The following is a 16832-nucleotide window of genomic DNA, read 5'->3' as shown; positions in this document are numbered from 1 at the left end:
GGTGGGTTCCAGTGGGCTGACGTCCGTGTCCGGTCAGGACGCGGACGGTGAGAGACGCATCGTGGTGGACGCCGCCGGCGTCGTGGTGCTGGGGGCCTGTGCCGGCTGGTCGCTGGTCACGGCGGCGATGCACGACGGCCGGCCCGAGGGTGTGCTGCTCGCGGTGCTGGCCGTGGCGGCCGGGTACGCCGCCGGGCGGATCGGCGGGGCGGTTCTGCCGGTCGGCGCGCCCTGCGCCGGGGCCCTGGCCGGTATCGGGCTGACCGTGGCCGTGCCGCACCTCGCGCCTGGCCCGCAGATCACCACACCTCTGGGGCATGCGGGGGCGACGGCCGCCGTGCTGACGCTGTCGGCCGGTGCCGCGTGCTGCGCGGCCTGGGCCGCTCGTCTTCCGGCGGTGCGGTTCGCCCTGCGGGTGCCGGCCGCCGGTGCCGCGGTGCTGGCGGCCGTGCTCGGCTCGGCCACCGGATGCGTCGCCTCCGTCGCGGTGCTGTTGTGTTCGCTGGCCGCCGGCCGCACCCGTCACCGCGGCGCGGGCCTCGCCGTCCTGGGCGCGGTCGCCGTCCTGGTGACCGGGCTGACGTGGGCGGTCGCGGCGCGGGCCGTACCGGGCGGGCACGCGGCCGCCCTCGACGAGCGGCTGACACCGCACCGCGTCCGGCTCTGGCAGGACGCATGGCAGCTGCTGCGCGACGACGCCGCCCTGGGCGTCGGCCCCGGGCGCTTCGGGGAGCTGAGCCAGACGTCCGCGCAGTCACTGCTGTCCGACGGCAAGCCCCACTCGGCACCCCTGCAGCAGGCGGCCGAACAGGGGATCGTGGGTGTGGCCCTGCTGGCGGCGGCGTTCGGCTGGGTGCTGTACGCGCTGTGGCGCAGCCCGCGCCCGACCCCGGTGGCGCTCACCGCGGGCGCGGCCCTGACGGCGCTCGCGGTCATCGCCGCGATCGGCAACGCGCTCAGCTTCACCGCGGTGTCGGTCGGTGCGGGCCTGCTGGCGGGCATGGCCACGGCCCGGCCGCTCACCGACGAACCGTCGAGCCGCACACCGGACGCGCGTCCCCGGGGCGCCGGACGGACTCCGGCGTGGTGACCGGACGTCCGCTCAGTGTGCGGGGGCGCCCGGCTTGGTCCGCCCCAGCCGCGCCTTGATCACCTGTACGGCCGCCTCCGCGTCGTCCACGGTGATCGTGAAGGTGTGTCCGTCCCACAGCTCCAGCACGACGCCCTCACCCCGTCGCACGACCACCGCGGTGCCCATCTCCGGCCGCCATCGATAGCCCCAGCCACCCCAGTGGCGGGGAGTGACGTGCGAGATGTACGTGGCGCCCGCCACCTGGGAGAGCGGGATACGGCGGCGGGGCACTCCGATGTGGCCGCAGCGCACCTCGAGGTGCTCCTGGTCGACCCGGAGGGCGACGTGCACGAAGGCGAGCGTTCCGAACAGGACCAGCAGCCCGGCGGCGATGCAGCCGACGACGGCCATGGCCAAGGGGGCGATGCCGGACGTCCAGGCCGAGTCGACGGCCAGTTCGATGCCCAGTGCCATGCAGGCGGCGCCGATGAGCGCCAGCAGCCACTGGACGCGGTTGGTGGCCCTGCCGGTCCAGACGTCGGTGTGCGCGTGGGGAGCTTTCTCGCCGTGGCGGTGGTCCCTCATGCCTATGAGGTTACTCAGGTTTCGCTCCGCTGGTACCTCGTGGCGGAGCGTTACTAAGCCGGCCGGGCGGCAGGGCGGATCCAGTACGGCGACGGCACGGGTGATGCGGCCCGCCGACGACGCCGGGTGACGGTTCCGGTCAGCGAGCCGGCGTGACCGCCTGCAACAGCCGTCCTTCGGCGTAGGCCAGGGCGGGTGCGGGCAACGCACCCTCGCGTCCGCTCAGCAGGACGGTCAGGCTGCCGTGCGGCGTGGCGCCCGTCGCGGGCTGCTCGCCGAGCCGGCGCAGGGCCTGCGCGGCCACGGCGCCCGCGGAGCCGTGCAGCACGAGGGGCGGCCGGCCGGGGCGCTGGACGGCGGCCCGGATGCGCTCGGCGACCAGTTCGTAGTGCGTGCAGCCCAGGACGACGGTGGTCACCTCGTCCGGAGTCAGGGCGGCGGCCGCGGACACGGCGGCGTCGATCGCCGCCTCGTCCGCGCGTTCGACGGCCTCGGCGAGACCCCAGCAGGGCACCTCGGTGACGGGGACGCCGCCGGCGAAGTCCCGGATCAGGTTCCGCTGGTACGTGCTGCCGGTGGTGGCCGGGGTCGCCCAGATGGCGAGGTGTCCGCCGCCGGCCGCGGCCGGCTTGATCGCCGGGACGGTGCCGATCACCGGAAGACCCGGTTCGAGGCGGGCGCGCAGGGCGGTGAGCGCGTGCACGGTCGCGGTGTTGCAGCCGACGATCAGGGCGTCGGGGCGGCGCGCGGCGGCGGCCTCGGCGACGGCCAGGGCGCGCTCGGTCAGGTCTTCCGGGGTCCGCGGGCCCCACGGCATGCCGTCGGGGTCCAGGGAGAGTACGAGATCGGCGTCGGGGCGCAGCCGCCGAACCGCGGCGGTGGCCGCCAGCAGACCGATTCCGGAGTCCATGAGCGCGATCTTCACCCGATCACGATAGACGATGAGCGGTGCCGGGCCGTTCCGGTGGGGCAGACTGCGCGCGTGAGCGCCGTTGTGTGGACTGCCGCTGGATCACTTCTCGCCTGGCTGTGGCTGCTGCTCTGTCAGGGCTTCTTCTGGCGCACGGATGTGCGACTGCCGCCGCGCCGGGAACCGGACGCGTGGCCGTCCGTGTGCGTCGTCGTCCCGGCCCGCGACGAGGCGGCGGTGCTGCCCGACGCGCTGCCGTCGCTGCTCGGGCAGGACTATCCGGGGCGCGCGGAGATCTTCCTCGTCGACGACGGCAGTACGGACGGCACCGGTGACCTGGCGCGTGATCTGGCGCGCCGGCATGGCGGGCTGCCGCTGACGGTGGGCTCGCCGGGCGAGCCGCCCGCCGGCTGGACCGGCAAGCTGTGGGCGGTGCGGCACGGCATCGGCCTGGCCCGCGCGCGTGACCCCGAGTACCTGCTGCTGACGGACGCCGACATCGCGCACGCGCCGGACAGCCTGCGGGAACTGGTGGCGGCGGCCCGTACGGGCGGGTTCGACGTCGTCTCGCAGATGGCCCGGCTGCGGGTGGAGAGCACCTGGGAGCGGCTCGTCGTGCCGGCCTTCGTCTATTTCTTCGCGCAGCTCTACCCCTTCCGCCGGATCGGCAGAAAGGGGACCCGGACGGCGGCCGCGGCCGGTGGCTGCGTCCTGCTGCGGGCGGAGGCCGCCGCACGGGCGCGGATCCCGGACGCGATCCGGCACGCCGTGATCGACGACGTGGCCCTCGCGCGGGCGGTGAAGGGCGGCGGCGGCCGTGTCTGGCTGGGGCTGGCCGACCGGGTGGACAGTGTCCGGCCGTATCCGCGGCTGGGGGACCTGTGGCGGATGGTGTCGCGCAGCGCGTACGCCCAGCTGCGGCACAACCCCCTGCTGCTGGCCGGGACCGTCGCCGGGCTGGCCCTGGTGTATCTGGTGCCGCCCGTGGCGGTCGCCGCCGGCCTGGTGACGGGGAACGCGGCGGCAGCGGTCGCGGGAGCGTCGGCCTGGCTCGTGATGACGGGGACGTACGTCCCGATGCTCCGCTACTACCGGCAGCCGCTGTGGCTCGCTCCCCTGCTGCCGTTCACCGCGTTCCTCTATCTCCTCATGACGGCCGACTCGGCGGTGCAGCACTACCGGGGACGCGGCGCCGCCTGGAAGGGCCGCACCTACGCCCGTCCCGACGCCGTGCCCGAGGAGGGCTGACGGCCGCGCTCACGGCCGCCGGGGGGAGTCACTTCCTGCCGGGGGTCCAGTTCATGCCCCACCCGTAGGCGTAGTCGACGGTCCGCTGCGGGCTCACCCCTCGCTCGGGGACGAGGTAGCGCGCCTCGCGCTGTACGACGAGGTCGGTGCCCGTGTTGGTGATGAGGGCGAGCGCGCACACGGGCGAGGGGACGGTGCACTCGTCGAGGAAGAACTCCACGGGGGCGCCGTGCTGCGGCTGGAGGGTGACGGTGGCGTTCAGGTCGGCGAACGAACGGGCGCCTTCGTAGATGGTGACGAAGACGAGGATGCGCCGGAAGGCGTTCTTGTGGTCGAGGTTGACGGTGAGGTTCTCACCGGTCGACACGGCGCCGGTGCGGTCGTCGCCGTCGAGGTGGATGTACGGAGGCTGGTGCAGCGCCCCGAAAGCGTTGCCGAGGGCCTGTACGACGCCCTTGCTGCCGTCGGTGAGTTCGTACAGCGCGCACAGGTCCAGGTCGAGGTCGGAGTGCATCGCGGCCGGGCGGCCGAACTTGCTGCTCCACCCCGAGAACTGCTTGCGCACCTGCCAGTTGAGGTTCACGAGCAGGGCGCCCGAGGTGCCGCCCTGCTTGGTGAGCGACACCGAGGGGGCCGCCTTGGTGAGCGTCACCTTGGTGAGGCGGACGGGCTCGGGCGGTGCCGCCGGAGGTGCGGCCGGCGGGGGCGGGGCCACCGGCCTCGTGTACGCCGAGGGGGCGGCCACGGGCGGCGCGGGAGCCGCGACCGGAGTCGGGGCCGCCTGCTGCGGTTCGTCCACCGTGATGCCGTAGTCCGTGGCCAGTCCTTCGAGTCCGCTGCTGTAGCCCTGGCCGACGGCGCGGAACTTCCAGGCGCCCTGGCGGCGGTAGAACTCGCCGAGCACGAAAGCGGTTTCGGTGGTGGCGCCCGGGTTGTCGAAGCGGGCGACCGGCGTTCCCCGCATGGTGTCCTGGACCTCGATGTACAGCCCCGGGACCTGGCCGAAGGCGCCGCCGTCGGCGGAGGCGGCGAGGACGACCGTCTCGATCGCGGGCTCCACGCGCGTGAGGTCGACGAGGAGCGTGTCGGTCACCCGGCCGTCGGTGTTCCGCTTGCCCTCGTGCCGGATCGCGCCGGAGGAGTGCGCGGGCTGGTTGTAGAAGACGAAGTCCGCGTCCGAGCGGACCTTGCCGCTTACCAGCAGCAAAGCGGAGGCGTCGGCGTCGGGCACCCCCGGGCCGGCCCGCCAGCCCAATTCCACGCGCAGCGCCGAGGTGGGCACCGGAGTATTTGAACCTTTCAGCATTTGCATGTCCGCCCCCATTGCGTGTCGCCGCGCCAGGCACATCCCGGCCGTCCGTCGAGTTCCGTCCGCACAACCTATTCCTCCCCGCGGCGAACTCCCATGCACCGCCACCGGAAGACCGGTGGCCAACCCCTGGTAACCCGCCCGGAACTCGGCCTTTACACGATCAGAACCCTGTCCGGTGCCCCTTTTTGCCGAGTTCGCTCGCATTGGGGATACCGGGTCACTGCGGACACGGAAAACAACCCTCTTATCGGTCTCCCCAACCAGCACATCGTGGGCTTAACTTATGTGCCATGACCTCCCCCCGCTCCACCTATGGCGGCGGCTACTACTCCGCCTCCTTCCCGGACACCCCGATCTACGACAAGCTCGTCGCCGAGCGGGGCACCCCGCAGATCGCCCCGATCCGGGTCCCCGCGCAGTACGACACGCCCGGCGGCAACCTGCCCGCCCTCCCCTCGGCGCTGCCCGCTCTTCCGGCGGCCCCGGCCCAGCCCGCCTACGGCTATCCGCAGGCGCCACAGCCCGCACCGCTCCAGCAGGCGCCCGCGGCGTACATCCCGCAGCAGGCCACCGCACCGCGCGGCTACCCCGGCCCCCAGTCGCAGCAGCCGCGCCCGGCGGTACCCGGCGCGGGCTACGAGGCGATGCGCCCCGCGGCTCCCCGGCCCGCCCAGGCGCCCTATCAGGACCCGTACAACAACCAGCAGTACCGCGGTTACTGAGCCGCCCGCCCGGGGGCTGTCGGTGCCGGCTGGCACGATGGCCCCATGGGGAACGCACACCTGCACTCGATCCACGTCCACCCGGTCAAGGCGGTCCGGGGCCTCGCGCCCCGGGAGGCCGTCGTGGAGCCCTGGGGGCTCGCCGGAGACCGGCGCTGGGTGCTGATCGACGACGGGGGCAAGGTCGTCACGCAACGCCAGCAGCCCCGCCTCGCACTGGCCGCCGCCGAGCTTCAGCCGGACGGCGGCGTCCGGCTGTCCGCACCCGGCATGGAGCCCCTGACGGTGCCCGTTCCCCGGCCGTCGGGCACGGTGCCGGCGGAGCTCTTCCGCGACAAGGTCGACGCGGTTCCCGCCGAGGACGAGGCCGCGCACGCCTGGTGCAGCGCCTATCTCGGCATCGGCGTGCGCCTCGCGTACATGGACGACCCGGCCACGCGCCGGCCCGTCGACCCGGAGTACGCGCGTCCCGGCGAGACCGTCTCCTTCGCCGACGGCTTTCCGCTGCTGCTCACCACCACGGCCTCCCTCGCCGCCCTCAACGCCCTGATCGCGCAGGGTGACCACGCCGAGGAGGGCCCGCTGCCCATGAACCGTTTCCGGCCGAGCGTGGTCGTGGCGGGCACCGACGCCTGGGCCGAGGACAACTGGTCGCGTCTCGCCATCGGAGAGGTGTCCTTCCGCGTCGCCAAGACCTGCGGCCGGTGCGTGGTGACCACCACCGACCAGGGCACCGGCGAGCGCGGCCGGGAGCCCCTGTACAGCCTGGGGCGGCACCGGCGGCTCGGCGGCAAGCTGGTCTTCGGGCAGAACCTGGTGCCCCTGTCCGGCGGCACGATCCGGGTCGGTGACCCGGTGAGAATCCTCGAACAGATCCGGCCGGAGGTCCGCGCCCGGGGCGGGAACCGCCCCGGGCGCCCGGGCGTTGGCCTTGTGTGAGAAGTTCATGAGAGTCGCCGGTGAGAGGTGATTTCCCTCTCTCTTCGCCGGGTTGGCACGTGGAGGGCTCCGCCGGGGGTTATCACGGAGCGGGAAGGGGGTGCAGGCAGTGCGAGCGATCAGTGGACTCTGGCGCTGGCGGCGCAATCCGCTGTGCCGCGCCACCGATCTGGCCGAGGCCTGGCTGGCGCTGGCCGCTCTGGTGCTGATCCTCCTCGTCGCCCCGCTGGCCGGTTCCCTCGTCGGGGGCGCCGCGCAGGACGCCCTTCAGCGCTCCGTCCGCGAGCAGCACCGAGCGCGGCATCTGGTGACGGCCACAGTGGTCCGCGAGCTCGACCGCTCCCCGCTGGACGCCGACCCGGAGACGTCCACGGGCCGGGATCTGCGCACCCGCGTCCTCGCCGACTGGACGGCACCGGACGGCACCGCGCGTCACGGCTCGGCGCTGGCGAGCCTCAAGGACCCGCAGCCGGACGACGAGTTCCGGATATGGACCGACCGGCAGGGCCGGATGGTGGCCCGCCCCCTCGACTCCGCGACGGCGTCGACGCACGCGGTCCTCGCCGGCTTCGGCGCGGCCCTCGCGGCCGGCGGTCTCATAGAGGGCGGCAGACGGCTGATCGTCTGGCGCATGGTCCGCCGCAGGTACGCCCGTTGGGACCAGGCATGGGACAAGGCGGGCCCGGACTGGGGCAGGACGGGCACCGGCAGCTGACAGCCTTCCGGCTCTGGTCAACCCACCACCCGCGCGCACGCTACGGTGGTCCGGCCGAACCGTTCGGCACAACCCGCGCGCGAGCGAGCAGGAGGGGCGCGCCGGTCTCGATGCCGCGTGCGCGCGCAGGCCCCAGGGGCCCGGCACGGTCGCGGTCCCGGCACCGGCGGGAGCGCCCCGAAGGCGAACGAGCCATCAGTACGACCGAGGTGGGGGCACAGCTACACCATGGCACAGGGCACGGTCCAGGTGACGCACACCGGCACGTCGCGGTGGCGGCGCCGCACGGGTGAGTACGCATCGCTCGCCGCCGCCCTGGAGGCCGCGGCCGACGGAGATGTCCTCACGGTCGCCCCCGGCACCTACCGGGAGAACCTCGTCGTGCAGCGCGCGGTGACCCTGCGCGGCCCCGAGGGCTCCCCCGGCTCGGTGCGGATCGCGCCCGTGGACGGCGTGCCGCTGACCGTGCGCGCCTCGGCGGTGGTCCAGGACCTGCACGTGGAAGGCCAGGACGCGGCGGCCCCAGCGGTGCTGGTGGAGGAGGGCACACCGGAGCTGAGCAACGTCCGGGTGGTCACGCGGTCGGCGGCCGGGATCGAGGTGCGCGGCAGCGCCCGGCCCACGGTCCGGCGCTGCGCCGTCGACAATCCGGCGGGCATCGGCATCGCCGTGCTCGACGGTGCGGGCGGGGTGTTCGAGGAGTGCGAGGTCGTCGCGGCCGGCCAGGCGGGCGTGGCGGTGCGCGGCGGCGCCCACCCCCGTCTGGAGCGCTGCCGGGTGCACCACACCTCGGGCTCGGGCCTCTCGGCGACCGGGGAGAACTCCGCCCTGGAGGCGGTGGGCTGCGAGATCTACGAGGTCCGGGGCAGCGGTGTGCAGATCACCGGCCGGGCCACCGCGCACCTCACGGACTGCGATGTGCACCGCACGACGGCCGACGGTGTCACGCTCGACACGGACGCGGTGCTGACGCTCGCCGACTGCCGTATCCACGACATCCCGGAGAACGCGGTCGACCTGCGGTCCCGCTCCGTCCTCACGCTGACGCGCACCACGGTGCGGCAGTTCGGGCGCAACGGCCTGTCGGTGTGGGACCCGGGCACGCGCGTGGACGCCAACCAGTGCGAGATCTTCGACAGCACGGGCGACTACCCCGCGGTGTGGGTGAGCGACGGCGCCACCGCGGTGCTCGACTCGTGCCGGGTGCACGACGTGCCGGACGCCCTGTTCGTCCTCGACCGCGGCTCGCGCGCGGACGTCGTCGACAGCGACCTGTCGCAGGTGCGCAACACGGCCGTGTCGGTGAGCGACGGGGCGACCGCGCAGCTCGACGACTGCCGGATCCGGGACGCGGCCACAGGCGCCTGGTTCCGCGACCACGGCAGCGGCGGCACCCTCAGCAACTGCACGCTGGACGGCACCCAGACCGGCGTCATCGTCACCAAGGGCGCCGATCCCACGGTGGAGCGCTGCACGGTCGACTCACCCGCGGAGGCGGGGGTGTACGTCTCGGCCGGCGGCCGCGGCAGCTTCCACAACTGCCGGGTGACGGGCAGCGGCGGCTACGGCTTCCATGTGATCGACGGCAGCCGTACGAGCTTGCGGAAGTGCCGCACGGAGCGGTGCGCGCGCGGCGGTTACGAGTTCGCGGACAGCGGCGCGGACGCGTCGTCCGGGGCGGGCCCGCTGGTCGAGGACTGCACCAGCGACGAGAGCGCGGGGCTGCGGGCACCGGCGGCGCGGGAGACGGCCGTGCAGACGGTGAGCCACTCCCCCGGCCTGCTGGGCGCGGTGCCGGGGCAGCGCACCGAACCGGAGCCCCCGGCCGCGGCCCCGGCCGCGGAACCCGAGCAGCCGGCCCGCAGCTCCAAGGACGTCCTCGGTGAACTGGACGCGCTGGTCGGCCTGGAGAGCGTCAAGCGCGAGGTGCGCGCCCTCACCGACATGATCGAGGTGGGCCGGCGCCGGCAGCAGGCGGGCCTGAAGGCGGCGTCGGTCAAGCGGCACCTGGTCTTCACCGGCTCCCCCGGCACGGGCAAGACGACGGTCGCCCGGCTGTACGGCGAGATCCTCGCGTCGCTCGGTGTGCTGGAGAAGGGCCACCTGGTCGAGGTGTCCCGGGTCGACCTGGTGGGCGAGCACATCGGCTCGACCGCGATCCGCACGCAGGAGGCCTTCGAGAAGGCGCGCGGCGGTGTGCTGTTCATCGACGAGGCGTACGCGCTCTCCCCCGAGGACGCGGGCCGCGACTTCGGCAAGGAGGCCATCGACACGCTGGTGAAGCTGATGGAGGACCACCGGGACGCGGTCGTGGTGATCGTCGCGGGCTACACGGCGGAGATGGAGCGCTTCCTGTCGGTCAACCCCGGGGTGGCGTCCCGGTTCTCACGGACCATCACCTTCAGCGACTACGGCCCCGAGGACCTGCTGCGGATCGTGGAGCAGCAGGCCGATGAGCACGAGTACCGGCTGGCGGAGGGCGCGGCGCAGGCCCTGCGGACGTACTTCGCGGAGATCCCGAAGGGCCCGGCGTTCGGCAACGGCCGTACCGCCCGGCAGACCTTCGAGGCGATGGTGGAGCGCCACGCGAGCCGGGTCGCCCAGCTCCCCGAGCCCAGCACGGACGACCTGACCCTGCTCTACGCGGAGGACCTGCCCGAGCTGCTCTGAGGACCGGGGCCGGCCTCCGCGCCCGGCTCCGCCTCCGGGCCCGGGCAGGGCTGCTCGGCCGTGTGGCGGGGTGCCGGCAGGCCGGGCCGCAGCCGGGCCAGCAGTGTGCGGCGCTCCTCGGCGAACGCCGGGTCCGCCTGGTAGTCGGAGTGGCCGAGGATCGGCGCCGGCAGCGGATGCAGGTCGGTACGGCCGTAGGAGAGGGGGTCCATCAGCGGCACGTGGTCGACCCCGAGGTCGTGGTTGCCGGGCAGGCGCACCGGGCCCCCGATGGGGTCGGTGAGCCGGTACAGGTTGCGCCAGCAGTCGACCTCCCGGTGCAGGGAGCTGAGCGCGGCGGGACCGAAGTGCGCCGGGAACCAGCGGCCGTAGAGCCGCTCCAGCGGGGAGCCGTACGTCAGCAGCGCGACGCGTCTGCGGGTGGACGGCGCGAGTTGCCAGGCCGCGGCGGCGGCGAGGACGCTGCCCTGCGAGTGCCCGGAGATGACCAGCCGTCCACCGGTGACACGGGTCCAGGTCGCGATCCGCCAGGTCAGGTCGGGCACCGCGCGTTCGGCGTAGCAGGGCGGGGCGAAGGGGTGGGCGGCGCGCGGCCAGAAGGTGCCGACGTCCCACAGGATGCCGATGGTGCGGCGTGCCGCGGCGTCCTTGTAGGCGCGCCTGCCCCAGGTGACGAACAGGATGAAGCCGAGGCCGATCAGCCAGGAGCCGAGGGCCTCGGCGGTCTCGGCGGCGCCGTGGACGAGGGGGTAGGTGCCCTGCGCCGCCTCGCCCGGCGTCTCGTCGGTGGCCAGGGCGCCCACGAGGGCTGCTGCGCCCAGCAGCAGGGTGACACCGGAGGTGACGGCGACGACGCGGGGTCCCCGGTCGGTGAGCGAGGCCATCGCGCGGGTGTAGGCGATACGGCGGGTGCGGGCACGGTCCTGGGCCTCGTCCGGGTAGTCGCGGGCCACCGCCTCGCGTTCGGCGCGGGCGAGCTGCCAGGCGCGGTGGGCCAGCCAGCCGAAGAGCACCAGCAGCACCACGATCAGGGGCGGGATCACGGACGCCTGCCAGGTCAGCAGGACCGGCGGGCCGTCGATCGACGTCCCGGTGCCGTCCAGCCAGTCGGACACCCGCTGCGACACGCCGCCGGACATCACGCCGCCCAGGGCGCAGGCCAGCATCGCGACGGCCGGTCCGCCGAGGCCCTTCAGGACGGCACGCCGGTCGGGCTCGGTGCGGTGCAGCGCGTGAGCGACGCCGGCGAGGACGATCACGAGCAGGCCCTGGGCCAGGGCGAGACCGCCGAAGGCGGCGTCGCCCGGCAGCCGGCCGGCCGACTCCCAGCCGGGGCGTTCCCAGCCCGCGTACAGCAGGGCGAGGGCGAGCAGGACGAGGGCGGCGAGCGGCAGGCGTCGTACGAAGCGCTCGTCGAGTTCCCGGTCGAGGCGTCTTTCGCTGCGGCCCCGGCGGCACACCACCCAGACCACGGCGACGGCGCAGGCCGCCAGGGCCGCCTCCAGGAGCAGGCCCAGGGTGTTCAGTGTGGCGGGGCCGCCGGGCTCGCGGTCGTGGCGGGCGGCGGTGCCGGCGACCGCGGCGGCGACCGTGAGCAGTCCGGCGGCGGTGTGCGCGGCGCGCAGCCGGGCCACCAGCCGGCGTCCGTACCAGAAGCCGGGCCGGCCCAGCGCGGTCGGGCCGTCGCCGGCCTCGTCGGGTTCGGGGTCGCGGGCCGGCGGCTGCTGGGACTCGTAGTCGCTCCAGGTGCGCCGGGACAGGTACCACAGCAGACCGGTCAGGGCGGTCGGGACGAAGGACGCCAGGGCGAGTCTGCGGCCGGGGCTGCTCCACCAGCCGCCGTCCGAGACGGTGGGCGAGAGGAAGCCCAGCCAGGAGTGCCGGTCGGCGCACGCGCGTGTGCCCGCGCACTGCCAGGCCGCCAGGTCGAGGGCGACCTCGCAGGCCGCCGCGACCAGCAGCACCGTCAGGGTGAGCCCCGCGAGCCGCACCAGGAGGCCGTACAGGCGCACGGTGCGGCGGCGGCCCCGGGCGTGGGGGCGCATCCAGTGGGCGAGGTTGACGACCATGAACGGCAGCAGCAACAGCCACAGGGCGCGGGTGCCGTTGCCCGAGGTGAGGTTGCACCAGACGTAGGCCTCGGGCACCGGTCCGTCGCGGCGGCGGTCGTCCGGGCTGGTCTCCGCGTCGACGTCGTCGGCGCGCCGGAAGACGGCCGCGATGCCGTCGCCGGTGATCCGCACCGTGCGCGGATCGTCGAGCATCTCCTGCGGCGTGGTGCCGCCCACGCCGTGGACCAGGAGTTCCAGAGCGGTCCCGGTCTCACCGGGCCGCCGGGCGGGCTGGTCCGGCCCGCCGGTCGAGGCCTGTTCCTGCGCACGCTCCACTGATTCGCACATCCCCCGTGACACGCCGTCGGCTCTGTCCGTGCGGGCACAAGGATCTCCACTTCCGCGGCGCCGCACACCTGCTGTCACGGAATCTCCCCGATCCGTGACCCTGCGGAGAGCGACCGGTGACATACGCGCGGCGAGTGGTCGGTGGCGCCGCCGGCATCGCGACATGCGAGGATGAGGCGTCCGCGCACCGGAGCCGGGGGAGAATGTCCTGGTTGGGGCAGGTGTGCTGGGCCTGACGGACGGCATTGAGGCGAAAGGACCGGAGCGTACGTGAGCGAGAATCAGAACCTCCTCGCGGAGCAGCGGCGATCCCTGATCCTCGACGAGGTCCGCCGCCGGGGCGGGGTCCGGGTCAACGAGCTGACGCGCAAGCTCGGCGTGTCGGACATGACGGTCCGCCGCGACCTCGACGCGCTCGCCCGTCAGGGCGTGCTGGAGAAGGTGCACGGCGGCGCGGTCCCGGTGGTCGAGGCGAGTACGCACGAACCGGGCTTCGAGGCCAAGTCGGGGCTGGAGCTGACCGCCAAGGAGGACATCGCGCGGGCCGCGGCCAAGCTGGTCGCGCCGGGCGCGGCGATCGCCCTGTCCGGCGGCACGACGACATTCGCGCTGGCGCAGCAGTTGCTGGACGTGCCGGACCTGACGGTGGTGACCAACTCGGTGCGGGTGGCCGACGTCTTCCACGCGGCGCAGCGCACCTCGGGTCCACGGCAGGGCGCGGCGACGGTCGTGCTGACCGGCGGGGTGCGCACCCCGTCCGACTCGCTGGTGGGGCCGGTGGCCGACCAGGCGATCGCGGCGCTCCACTTCGACCTGCTGTTCCTCGGGGTGCACGGCATATCGGTCGAGGCCGGCCTGTCGACGCCGAACCTCGCGGAGGCGGAGACGAACCGGCGGCTCGTGCAGTCGGCCCGGCGGGTCGTGGTGGTCGCCGACCACACCAAGTGGGGCAAGGTGGGCCTGAGTTCGTTCGCCTCGCTGGAGCGGATCGACACGCTCGTGACGGACGCCGGCCTGCCGGACGAGGCGCGCGGTGTGGTCGTGGAGCATCTGCGACGGCTGGTGGTGGCCGGGGAGCCCGAGGAGGACGGGGCAGACATCTGACGGGCCGCCAGCTAGGGTGACGCTGCCGGTCATCGCCCGCTCCCCTGCAGGAGGGCTTCGTCCATGGCTCACCGTCTGCGCCCCGTCGGGCTCGACTTCATCGCGATCGCGCCCGTACGGCACGTCTCCGAGCTGGTGATCTCCGCTCCGGTGGAGGCGGTCTACCGGGCACTGGAGGACGTGCCCGGCTGGGTCGAGTGGTTTCCCCAGGTGACGGCCGCCCGCCCGGTCGACGGCGGGAAGGGGCGCGACATCCGGCTCGTGGGTGGCCTCCGGTTCCGGGAGTCGATCATCGCGGCGGAGGCACCCGAGGTGTACGCCTATCGCGTCGACGTCTCCAGCGTGCCCGGGATGCGCGCGATCGCCGAGGAGTGGCGGCTCGCCCCGGCCGGTACCGGCACCCGGGTGCGGTGGACGTTCGCGACCGACGGGACGGCGGCGTACCGGCTCGCCATGAAGCCGGTACGGGCGGCTCAGGTCAAGGCCTTCCGGGACGCCGTCACGGCGCTGGACCGGAGGCTGACGGCGTAGCGCCTCGCGCCACGGGCCCGGCGTGTCGTCTCAGTCCGGCCAGACGCCCGTCTCCAGCAGCGAGTCGATCGCGGCCGTGTACGGCCCGATGTCCAGTCCCTGCGCGGCCACCCAGGCGTCCGAGTAGTACTTGTCGAGATACCGGTCCCCCGGGTCGCACAGCAGCGTCACGACACTCCCCTGCCGCCCCTCGGCCACCATCTCCGCGACGATCTTCAGCGCGCTCCACAGGCCCGTGCCGGTCGAGCCGCCCGCCTTGCGGCCGATGGCGCGCTCCAGTGCCCGTACCGCGGCGACACTGGCCGCGTCGGGCACCTTCATCATCCGGTCGATCGCGCCGGGCACGAAGCTCGGTTCCATACGGGGCCGGCCGATGCCCTCGATGCGGGAGCCGCAGTCGCAGGTGACGTCCGGATCGCCGGTGGTCCAGCCCTCGAAGAAGCACGAGTTCTCGGGGTCGGCCACGCAGACGCGGGTGTCGTACTGCATGTAGTGCACGTAGCGCGCGAGGGTCGCCGAGGTGCCGCCGGTGCCCGCCGTGGCGACGATCCACGCCGGCTCGGGGAACCGCTCCCGGCGCAGCTGCCGGAAGATGGACTCGGCGATGTTGTTGTTGCCGCGCCAGTCCGTGGCCCGTTCGGCGTAGGTGAACTGGTCCATGTAGTGGCCGCCGGTCTCGGCCGCGAGTCGGGCGGACTCCTCGTACATCGTGCGGGGGTCGTCCACGAAGTGGCACTGCCCGGCGTGGAACTCGATGAGGCGGATCTTCTCGGGGCTCGTCGTGCGCGGCATGACGGCGATGAAGGGCACGCCGATGAGCTTCGCGAAGTACGCCTCGGAGACGGCCGTCGAGCCGCTGGAGGCCTCGATCACCGGGCGGTCCGGCCGGATCCAGCCATTGCAGAGGCCGTAGAGGAAGAGGGAGCGGGCGAGCCGGTGTTTGAGGCTGCCGGTGGGGTGGGTGGACTCGTCCTTCAGGTACAGGTCGACGCCCCACCCCTCGGGCAGGGGGAAGTGGAGGAGATGCGTGTCGGCCGAGCGGTTGGCGTCGGCCTGGACTCTGCGGACGGCTTCTTTCAGCCATGCGCGGTAGGCGGTGTCGCTGTGGTCGACGTCGAGGGTGACGCCGGTCCGGGTCTGCCGGGGGGTGCTCACGAGGGGGCTCCTAACGCTGCGCGCCGACGACGCGTCGCGCGGCCGACACCCCGATCATAAGCACCTGGCGCACGCTTCTCACCTGCATAAACGCACCTTTGAGCCCCCCAAAGCGCCCCCTGGGGCAGAGCCGGTGCAAGGGGGCGCGCGGTCCAGGGGGCGCACTTGCGTGTGTGCTCCGGGCGCCCCCTGGAGAGAGGGTCTGCTGTACTGGTGCTCGACGCCGGGCGGGGGCAGACTTCACCGCGGGACCGGATCTCCGGACGGGGTACCGGCAAGGGGTACGACGCACCACCGGAGCAGGCCTCCGGACGGGGCACACTGGATCAGGACACGAGCCTGTGCCGGGTACCGCGCAGCGGGCGGGCCGGTGCACCGACGCGCACAAGGGGGCGGGTGGCATGGCGGAGCCGGAGTTCAGGGCCACGGGCGTGCGGATCGGGAAGCGGCTGCGTTCGCTCACCCGGGCCGGCCAGGTCCGGATCAGCGACGGCCGGCTCGAGCTGCTGACCAGTTACGGCAGTGAGATCGACAGCGCGCCGGTGCAGGCGGTGCGCGCTTCCAAGCCCTGGTTCGGCCCCGATGACCGGGCCACGGCGGATCTCAACGGCAACCGGTACCTGCTCACCCTGGGCGATCACGACCCCGCTCCGGGCGAACCCGGCCCGCCGGCGGCGCGGCGCTTCATCGAGGCCGTGCGCCGGGCGGCGGGGCGCGGCGGCTGAGATGTCCGCGAGTTGCGGTCCCCCACCCCCTGCGTCACTCTGGTCTCACGTCACTCTGGGTTTACCGGCGATAACGCTGCGAACCAGCCCGCCGGCCACGACAGCGGGCGACAGCGTCACCAAGGCGCCCTGCTGGATCCGAACTCCGTGTTCTTCCGGACCTCACGTCGGGGAGTCGCAGCCGTGATCAGCTATCCAAGCAGGCACTGCACGGTGGAGCTCCAAGCCCTGCCGTCGCGGATCGGCCAGGTCCGCAGAATCGTCTCTGCGCAGTTGCGCTACTGGCATCTGGACGCTCTGATCGACCGGGCCTCGCTCGGGGTGACGGAGCTGCTGTCCAACGTCCACCGGCATGCCCAGCCCGACAAGACGTGCACGGTCGAGATAGAGCTGCTGCTCGACCGGCTCACGGTCTCGGTGCGCGACCACGACCCGCGGATGCCCGTGGTGGACGACCCTCAGGACATCGCGCCGCTGGCGACCTGCGGGCGCGGGCTCGCGATGGTGGCCGCCATGAGCGAGAGCTGGGGCGTCCGGCCGGACGGCGAGTCCGGCAAGGTCGTGTGGTTCACCCTTCCGACGACCTCCCCCGCGGTGGCGGCGCCGTCGCGCCGGGCGCGGCACGTCGTCCAGGAGAAACCCGCGCGCAGGTTCGCGGAGGTGGGGCTCGCCGCCGACGGGCTGCGGCCCGAACATGCTCCCGCCCGGTCCGCCGTTGCCGGTTGACCGGGCGGTGACCACCGTT

General features: G+C 73.7%; 15 protein-coding genes. 10 read left to right on the top strand and 5 right to left on the bottom strand.

The window, feature by feature from the left end; genetic code table 11:
* Positions 1 to 127 precede the first annotated feature (127 nt).
* Positions 128 to 1090: an O-antigen ligase family protein gene (locus CCL05_RS27145; RefSeq protein ID WP_086563125.1), complete on the top strand. Its 963-nt coding sequence runs from the start codon at positions 128 to 130 to the stop codon at positions 1088 to 1090.
* Between the two features lie 12 nt (positions 1091 to 1102).
* On the opposite strand, the gene CCL05_RS27140 is transcribed toward CCL05_RS27145, so the two are convergent.
* Both CCL05_RS27140 and CCL05_RS27135 read right to left on the bottom strand, forming a co-directional pair.
* The gene (locus tag CCL05_RS27140; RefSeq protein ID WP_086563120.1) at positions 1103 to 1657 is read right to left on the bottom strand and encodes a hypothetical protein; all 555 of its coding nucleotides are present in this window, start codon (positions 1655 to 1657) and stop codon (positions 1103 to 1105) included.
* A 139-nt stretch (positions 1658 to 1796) separates the two neighbouring features.
* Positions 1797 to 2582 carry a glutamate racemase gene (locus CCL05_RS27135; RefSeq protein ID WP_086563119.1) on the bottom strand — a complete coding sequence of 262 codons (786 nt, stop codon included), beginning with the start codon at positions 2580 to 2582 and terminating at the stop codon, positions 1797 to 1799.
* A gap of 39 nt (positions 2583 to 2621) precedes the next feature.
* On the opposite strand from CCL05_RS27135, the gene CCL05_RS27130 reads away from it, so the two are divergent.
* Positions 2622 to 3815, top strand: a complete 1194-nt coding sequence (locus CCL05_RS27130) for a glycosyltransferase (protein WP_086563118.1) — start codon at positions 2622 to 2624, stop codon at positions 3813 to 3815.
* A gap of 28 nt (positions 3816 to 3843) precedes the next feature.
* Here the strand turns inward: CCL05_RS27130 and CCL05_RS27125 are convergent, their stop codons facing one another.
* Positions 3844 to 5121: a TerD family protein gene (locus tag CCL05_RS27125; protein WP_086563117.1), complete on the bottom strand. Its 1278-nt coding sequence runs from the start codon at positions 5119 to 5121 to the stop codon at positions 3844 to 3846.
* Positions 5122 to 5417: 296 nt separating this feature from the next.
* Here CCL05_RS27125 and CCL05_RS27120 point away from each other — a divergent pair, with 296 nt between their 5' ends.
* The 4 genes from CCL05_RS27120 to CCL05_RS27105 all read left to right on the top strand — a co-directional run bounded on the left by CCL05_RS27120 (position 5418) and on the right by CCL05_RS27105 (position 10173).
* On the top strand, positions 5418 to 5849 hold the full coding sequence (locus tag CCL05_RS27120; RefSeq protein WP_086563116.1) for a DUF6643 family protein: 432 nt from the start codon (positions 5418 to 5420) through the stop codon (positions 5847 to 5849).
* Between the two features lie 45 nt (positions 5850 to 5894).
* Positions 5895 to 6788, top strand: coding sequence for an MOSC domain-containing protein (locus tag CCL05_RS27115; protein WP_244204433.1), 894 nt, complete (start codon positions 5895 to 5897; stop codon positions 6786 to 6788).
* Positions 6789 to 6897: 109 nt separating this feature from the next.
* Complete coding sequence (locus CCL05_RS27110) at positions 6898 to 7503, top strand: Rv1733c family protein (RefSeq protein ID WP_086563124.1); 606 nt, start codon at positions 6898 to 6900, stop codon at positions 7501 to 7503.
* Between the two features lie 228 nt (positions 7504 to 7731).
* Positions 7732 to 10173, top strand: a complete 2442-nt coding sequence (locus CCL05_RS27105; protein WP_086563115.1) for a right-handed parallel beta-helix repeat-containing protein — start codon at positions 7732 to 7734, stop codon at positions 10171 to 10173.
* Here the strand turns inward: CCL05_RS27105 and CCL05_RS27100 are convergent.
* Positions 10143 to 12560: a hypothetical protein gene (locus CCL05_RS27100; RefSeq protein WP_086563114.1), complete on the bottom strand. Its 2418-nt coding sequence runs from the start codon at positions 12558 to 12560 to the stop codon at positions 10143 to 10145. The two genes, CCL05_RS27105 and CCL05_RS27100, sit on opposite strands and share 31 nt — an antisense overlap.
* A 282-nt stretch (positions 12561 to 12842) precedes the next feature.
* Between CCL05_RS27100 and CCL05_RS27095 the strand changes: the two genes are divergently transcribed.
* Positions 12843 to 13676, top strand: a complete 834-nt coding sequence (locus tag CCL05_RS27095) for a DeoR/GlpR family DNA-binding transcription regulator (protein ID WP_086563113.1) — start codon at positions 12843 to 12845, stop codon at positions 13674 to 13676.
* A gap of 63 nt (positions 13677 to 13739) precedes the next feature.
* Positions 13740 to 14207, top strand: a complete 468-nt coding sequence (locus tag CCL05_RS27090; protein WP_086563112.1) for an SRPBCC family protein — start codon at positions 13740 to 13742, stop codon at positions 14205 to 14207.
* 30 nt (positions 14208 to 14237) lie between these two features.
* Here CCL05_RS27090 and cds1 read toward each other — a convergent pair whose 3' ends face one another.
* Complete coding sequence (cds1, locus tag CCL05_RS27085) at positions 14238 to 15362, bottom strand: L-cysteine desulfhydrase Cds1 (protein ID WP_086563111.1); 1125 nt, start codon at positions 15360 to 15362, stop codon at positions 14238 to 14240.
* A 401-nt stretch (positions 15363 to 15763) separates the two neighbouring features.
* On the opposite strand from cds1, the gene CCL05_RS27080 reads away from it, so the two are divergent.
* Both CCL05_RS27080 and CCL05_RS27075 read left to right on the top strand, forming a co-directional pair.
* Positions 15764 to 16087 carry a hypothetical protein gene (locus CCL05_RS27080; RefSeq protein WP_086563123.1) on the top strand — a complete coding sequence of 108 codons (324 nt, stop codon included), beginning with the start codon at positions 15764 to 15766 and terminating at the stop codon, positions 16085 to 16087.
* A gap of 183 nt (positions 16088 to 16270) precedes the next feature.
* Positions 16271 to 16813: an ATP-binding protein gene (locus CCL05_RS27075; RefSeq protein WP_086563110.1), complete on the top strand. Its 543-nt coding sequence runs from the start codon at positions 16271 to 16273 to the stop codon at positions 16811 to 16813.
* Positions 16814 to 16832: the final 19 nt, after the last annotated feature.

This window comes from Streptomyces africanus, from assembly GCF_002150735.1.
Taxonomy (GTDB): domain Bacteria; phylum Actinomycetota; class Actinomycetes; order Streptomycetales; family Streptomycetaceae; genus Streptomyces; species Streptomyces africanus.
Note: the sequence above shows the minus strand (reverse complement) of the source record. Positions and strands in the feature narration are given on the sequence as shown.

Bases quoted from the DNA above. Each gene is read 5' to 3' on its own strand.
- CCL05_RS27145 (WP_086563125.1), top strand. From the start codon at position 128: ATGCACGACGGCCGGCCCGAGGGTGTGCTGCTCGCGGTGCTGGCCGTG.
- CCL05_RS27140 (WP_086563120.1), bottom strand. From the start codon at position 1,657: ATGAGGGACCACCGCCACGGCGAGAAAGCTCCCCACGCGCACACCGAC.
- CCL05_RS27125 (WP_086563117.1), bottom strand. From the start codon at position 5,121: ATGCTGAAAGGTTCAAATACTCCGGTGCCCACCTCGGCGCTGCGCGTG.
- CCL05_RS27120 (WP_086563116.1), top strand. From the start codon at position 5,418: ATGACCTCCCCCCGCTCCACCTATGGCGGCGGCTACTACTCCGCCTCC.
- CCL05_RS27115 (WP_244204433.1), top strand. From the start codon at position 5,895: ATGGGGAACGCACACCTGCACTCGATCCACGTCCACCCGGTCAAGGCG.
- CCL05_RS27105 (WP_086563115.1), top strand. From the start codon at position 7,732: ATGGCACAGGGCACGGTCCAGGTGACGCACACCGGCACGTCGCGGTGG.
- CCL05_RS27090 (WP_086563112.1), top strand. From the start codon at position 13,740: ATGGCTCACCGTCTGCGCCCCGTCGGGCTCGACTTCATCGCGATCGCG.
- CCL05_RS27080 (WP_086563123.1), top strand. From the start codon at position 15,764: ATGGCGGAGCCGGAGTTCAGGGCCACGGGCGTGCGGATCGGGAAGCGG.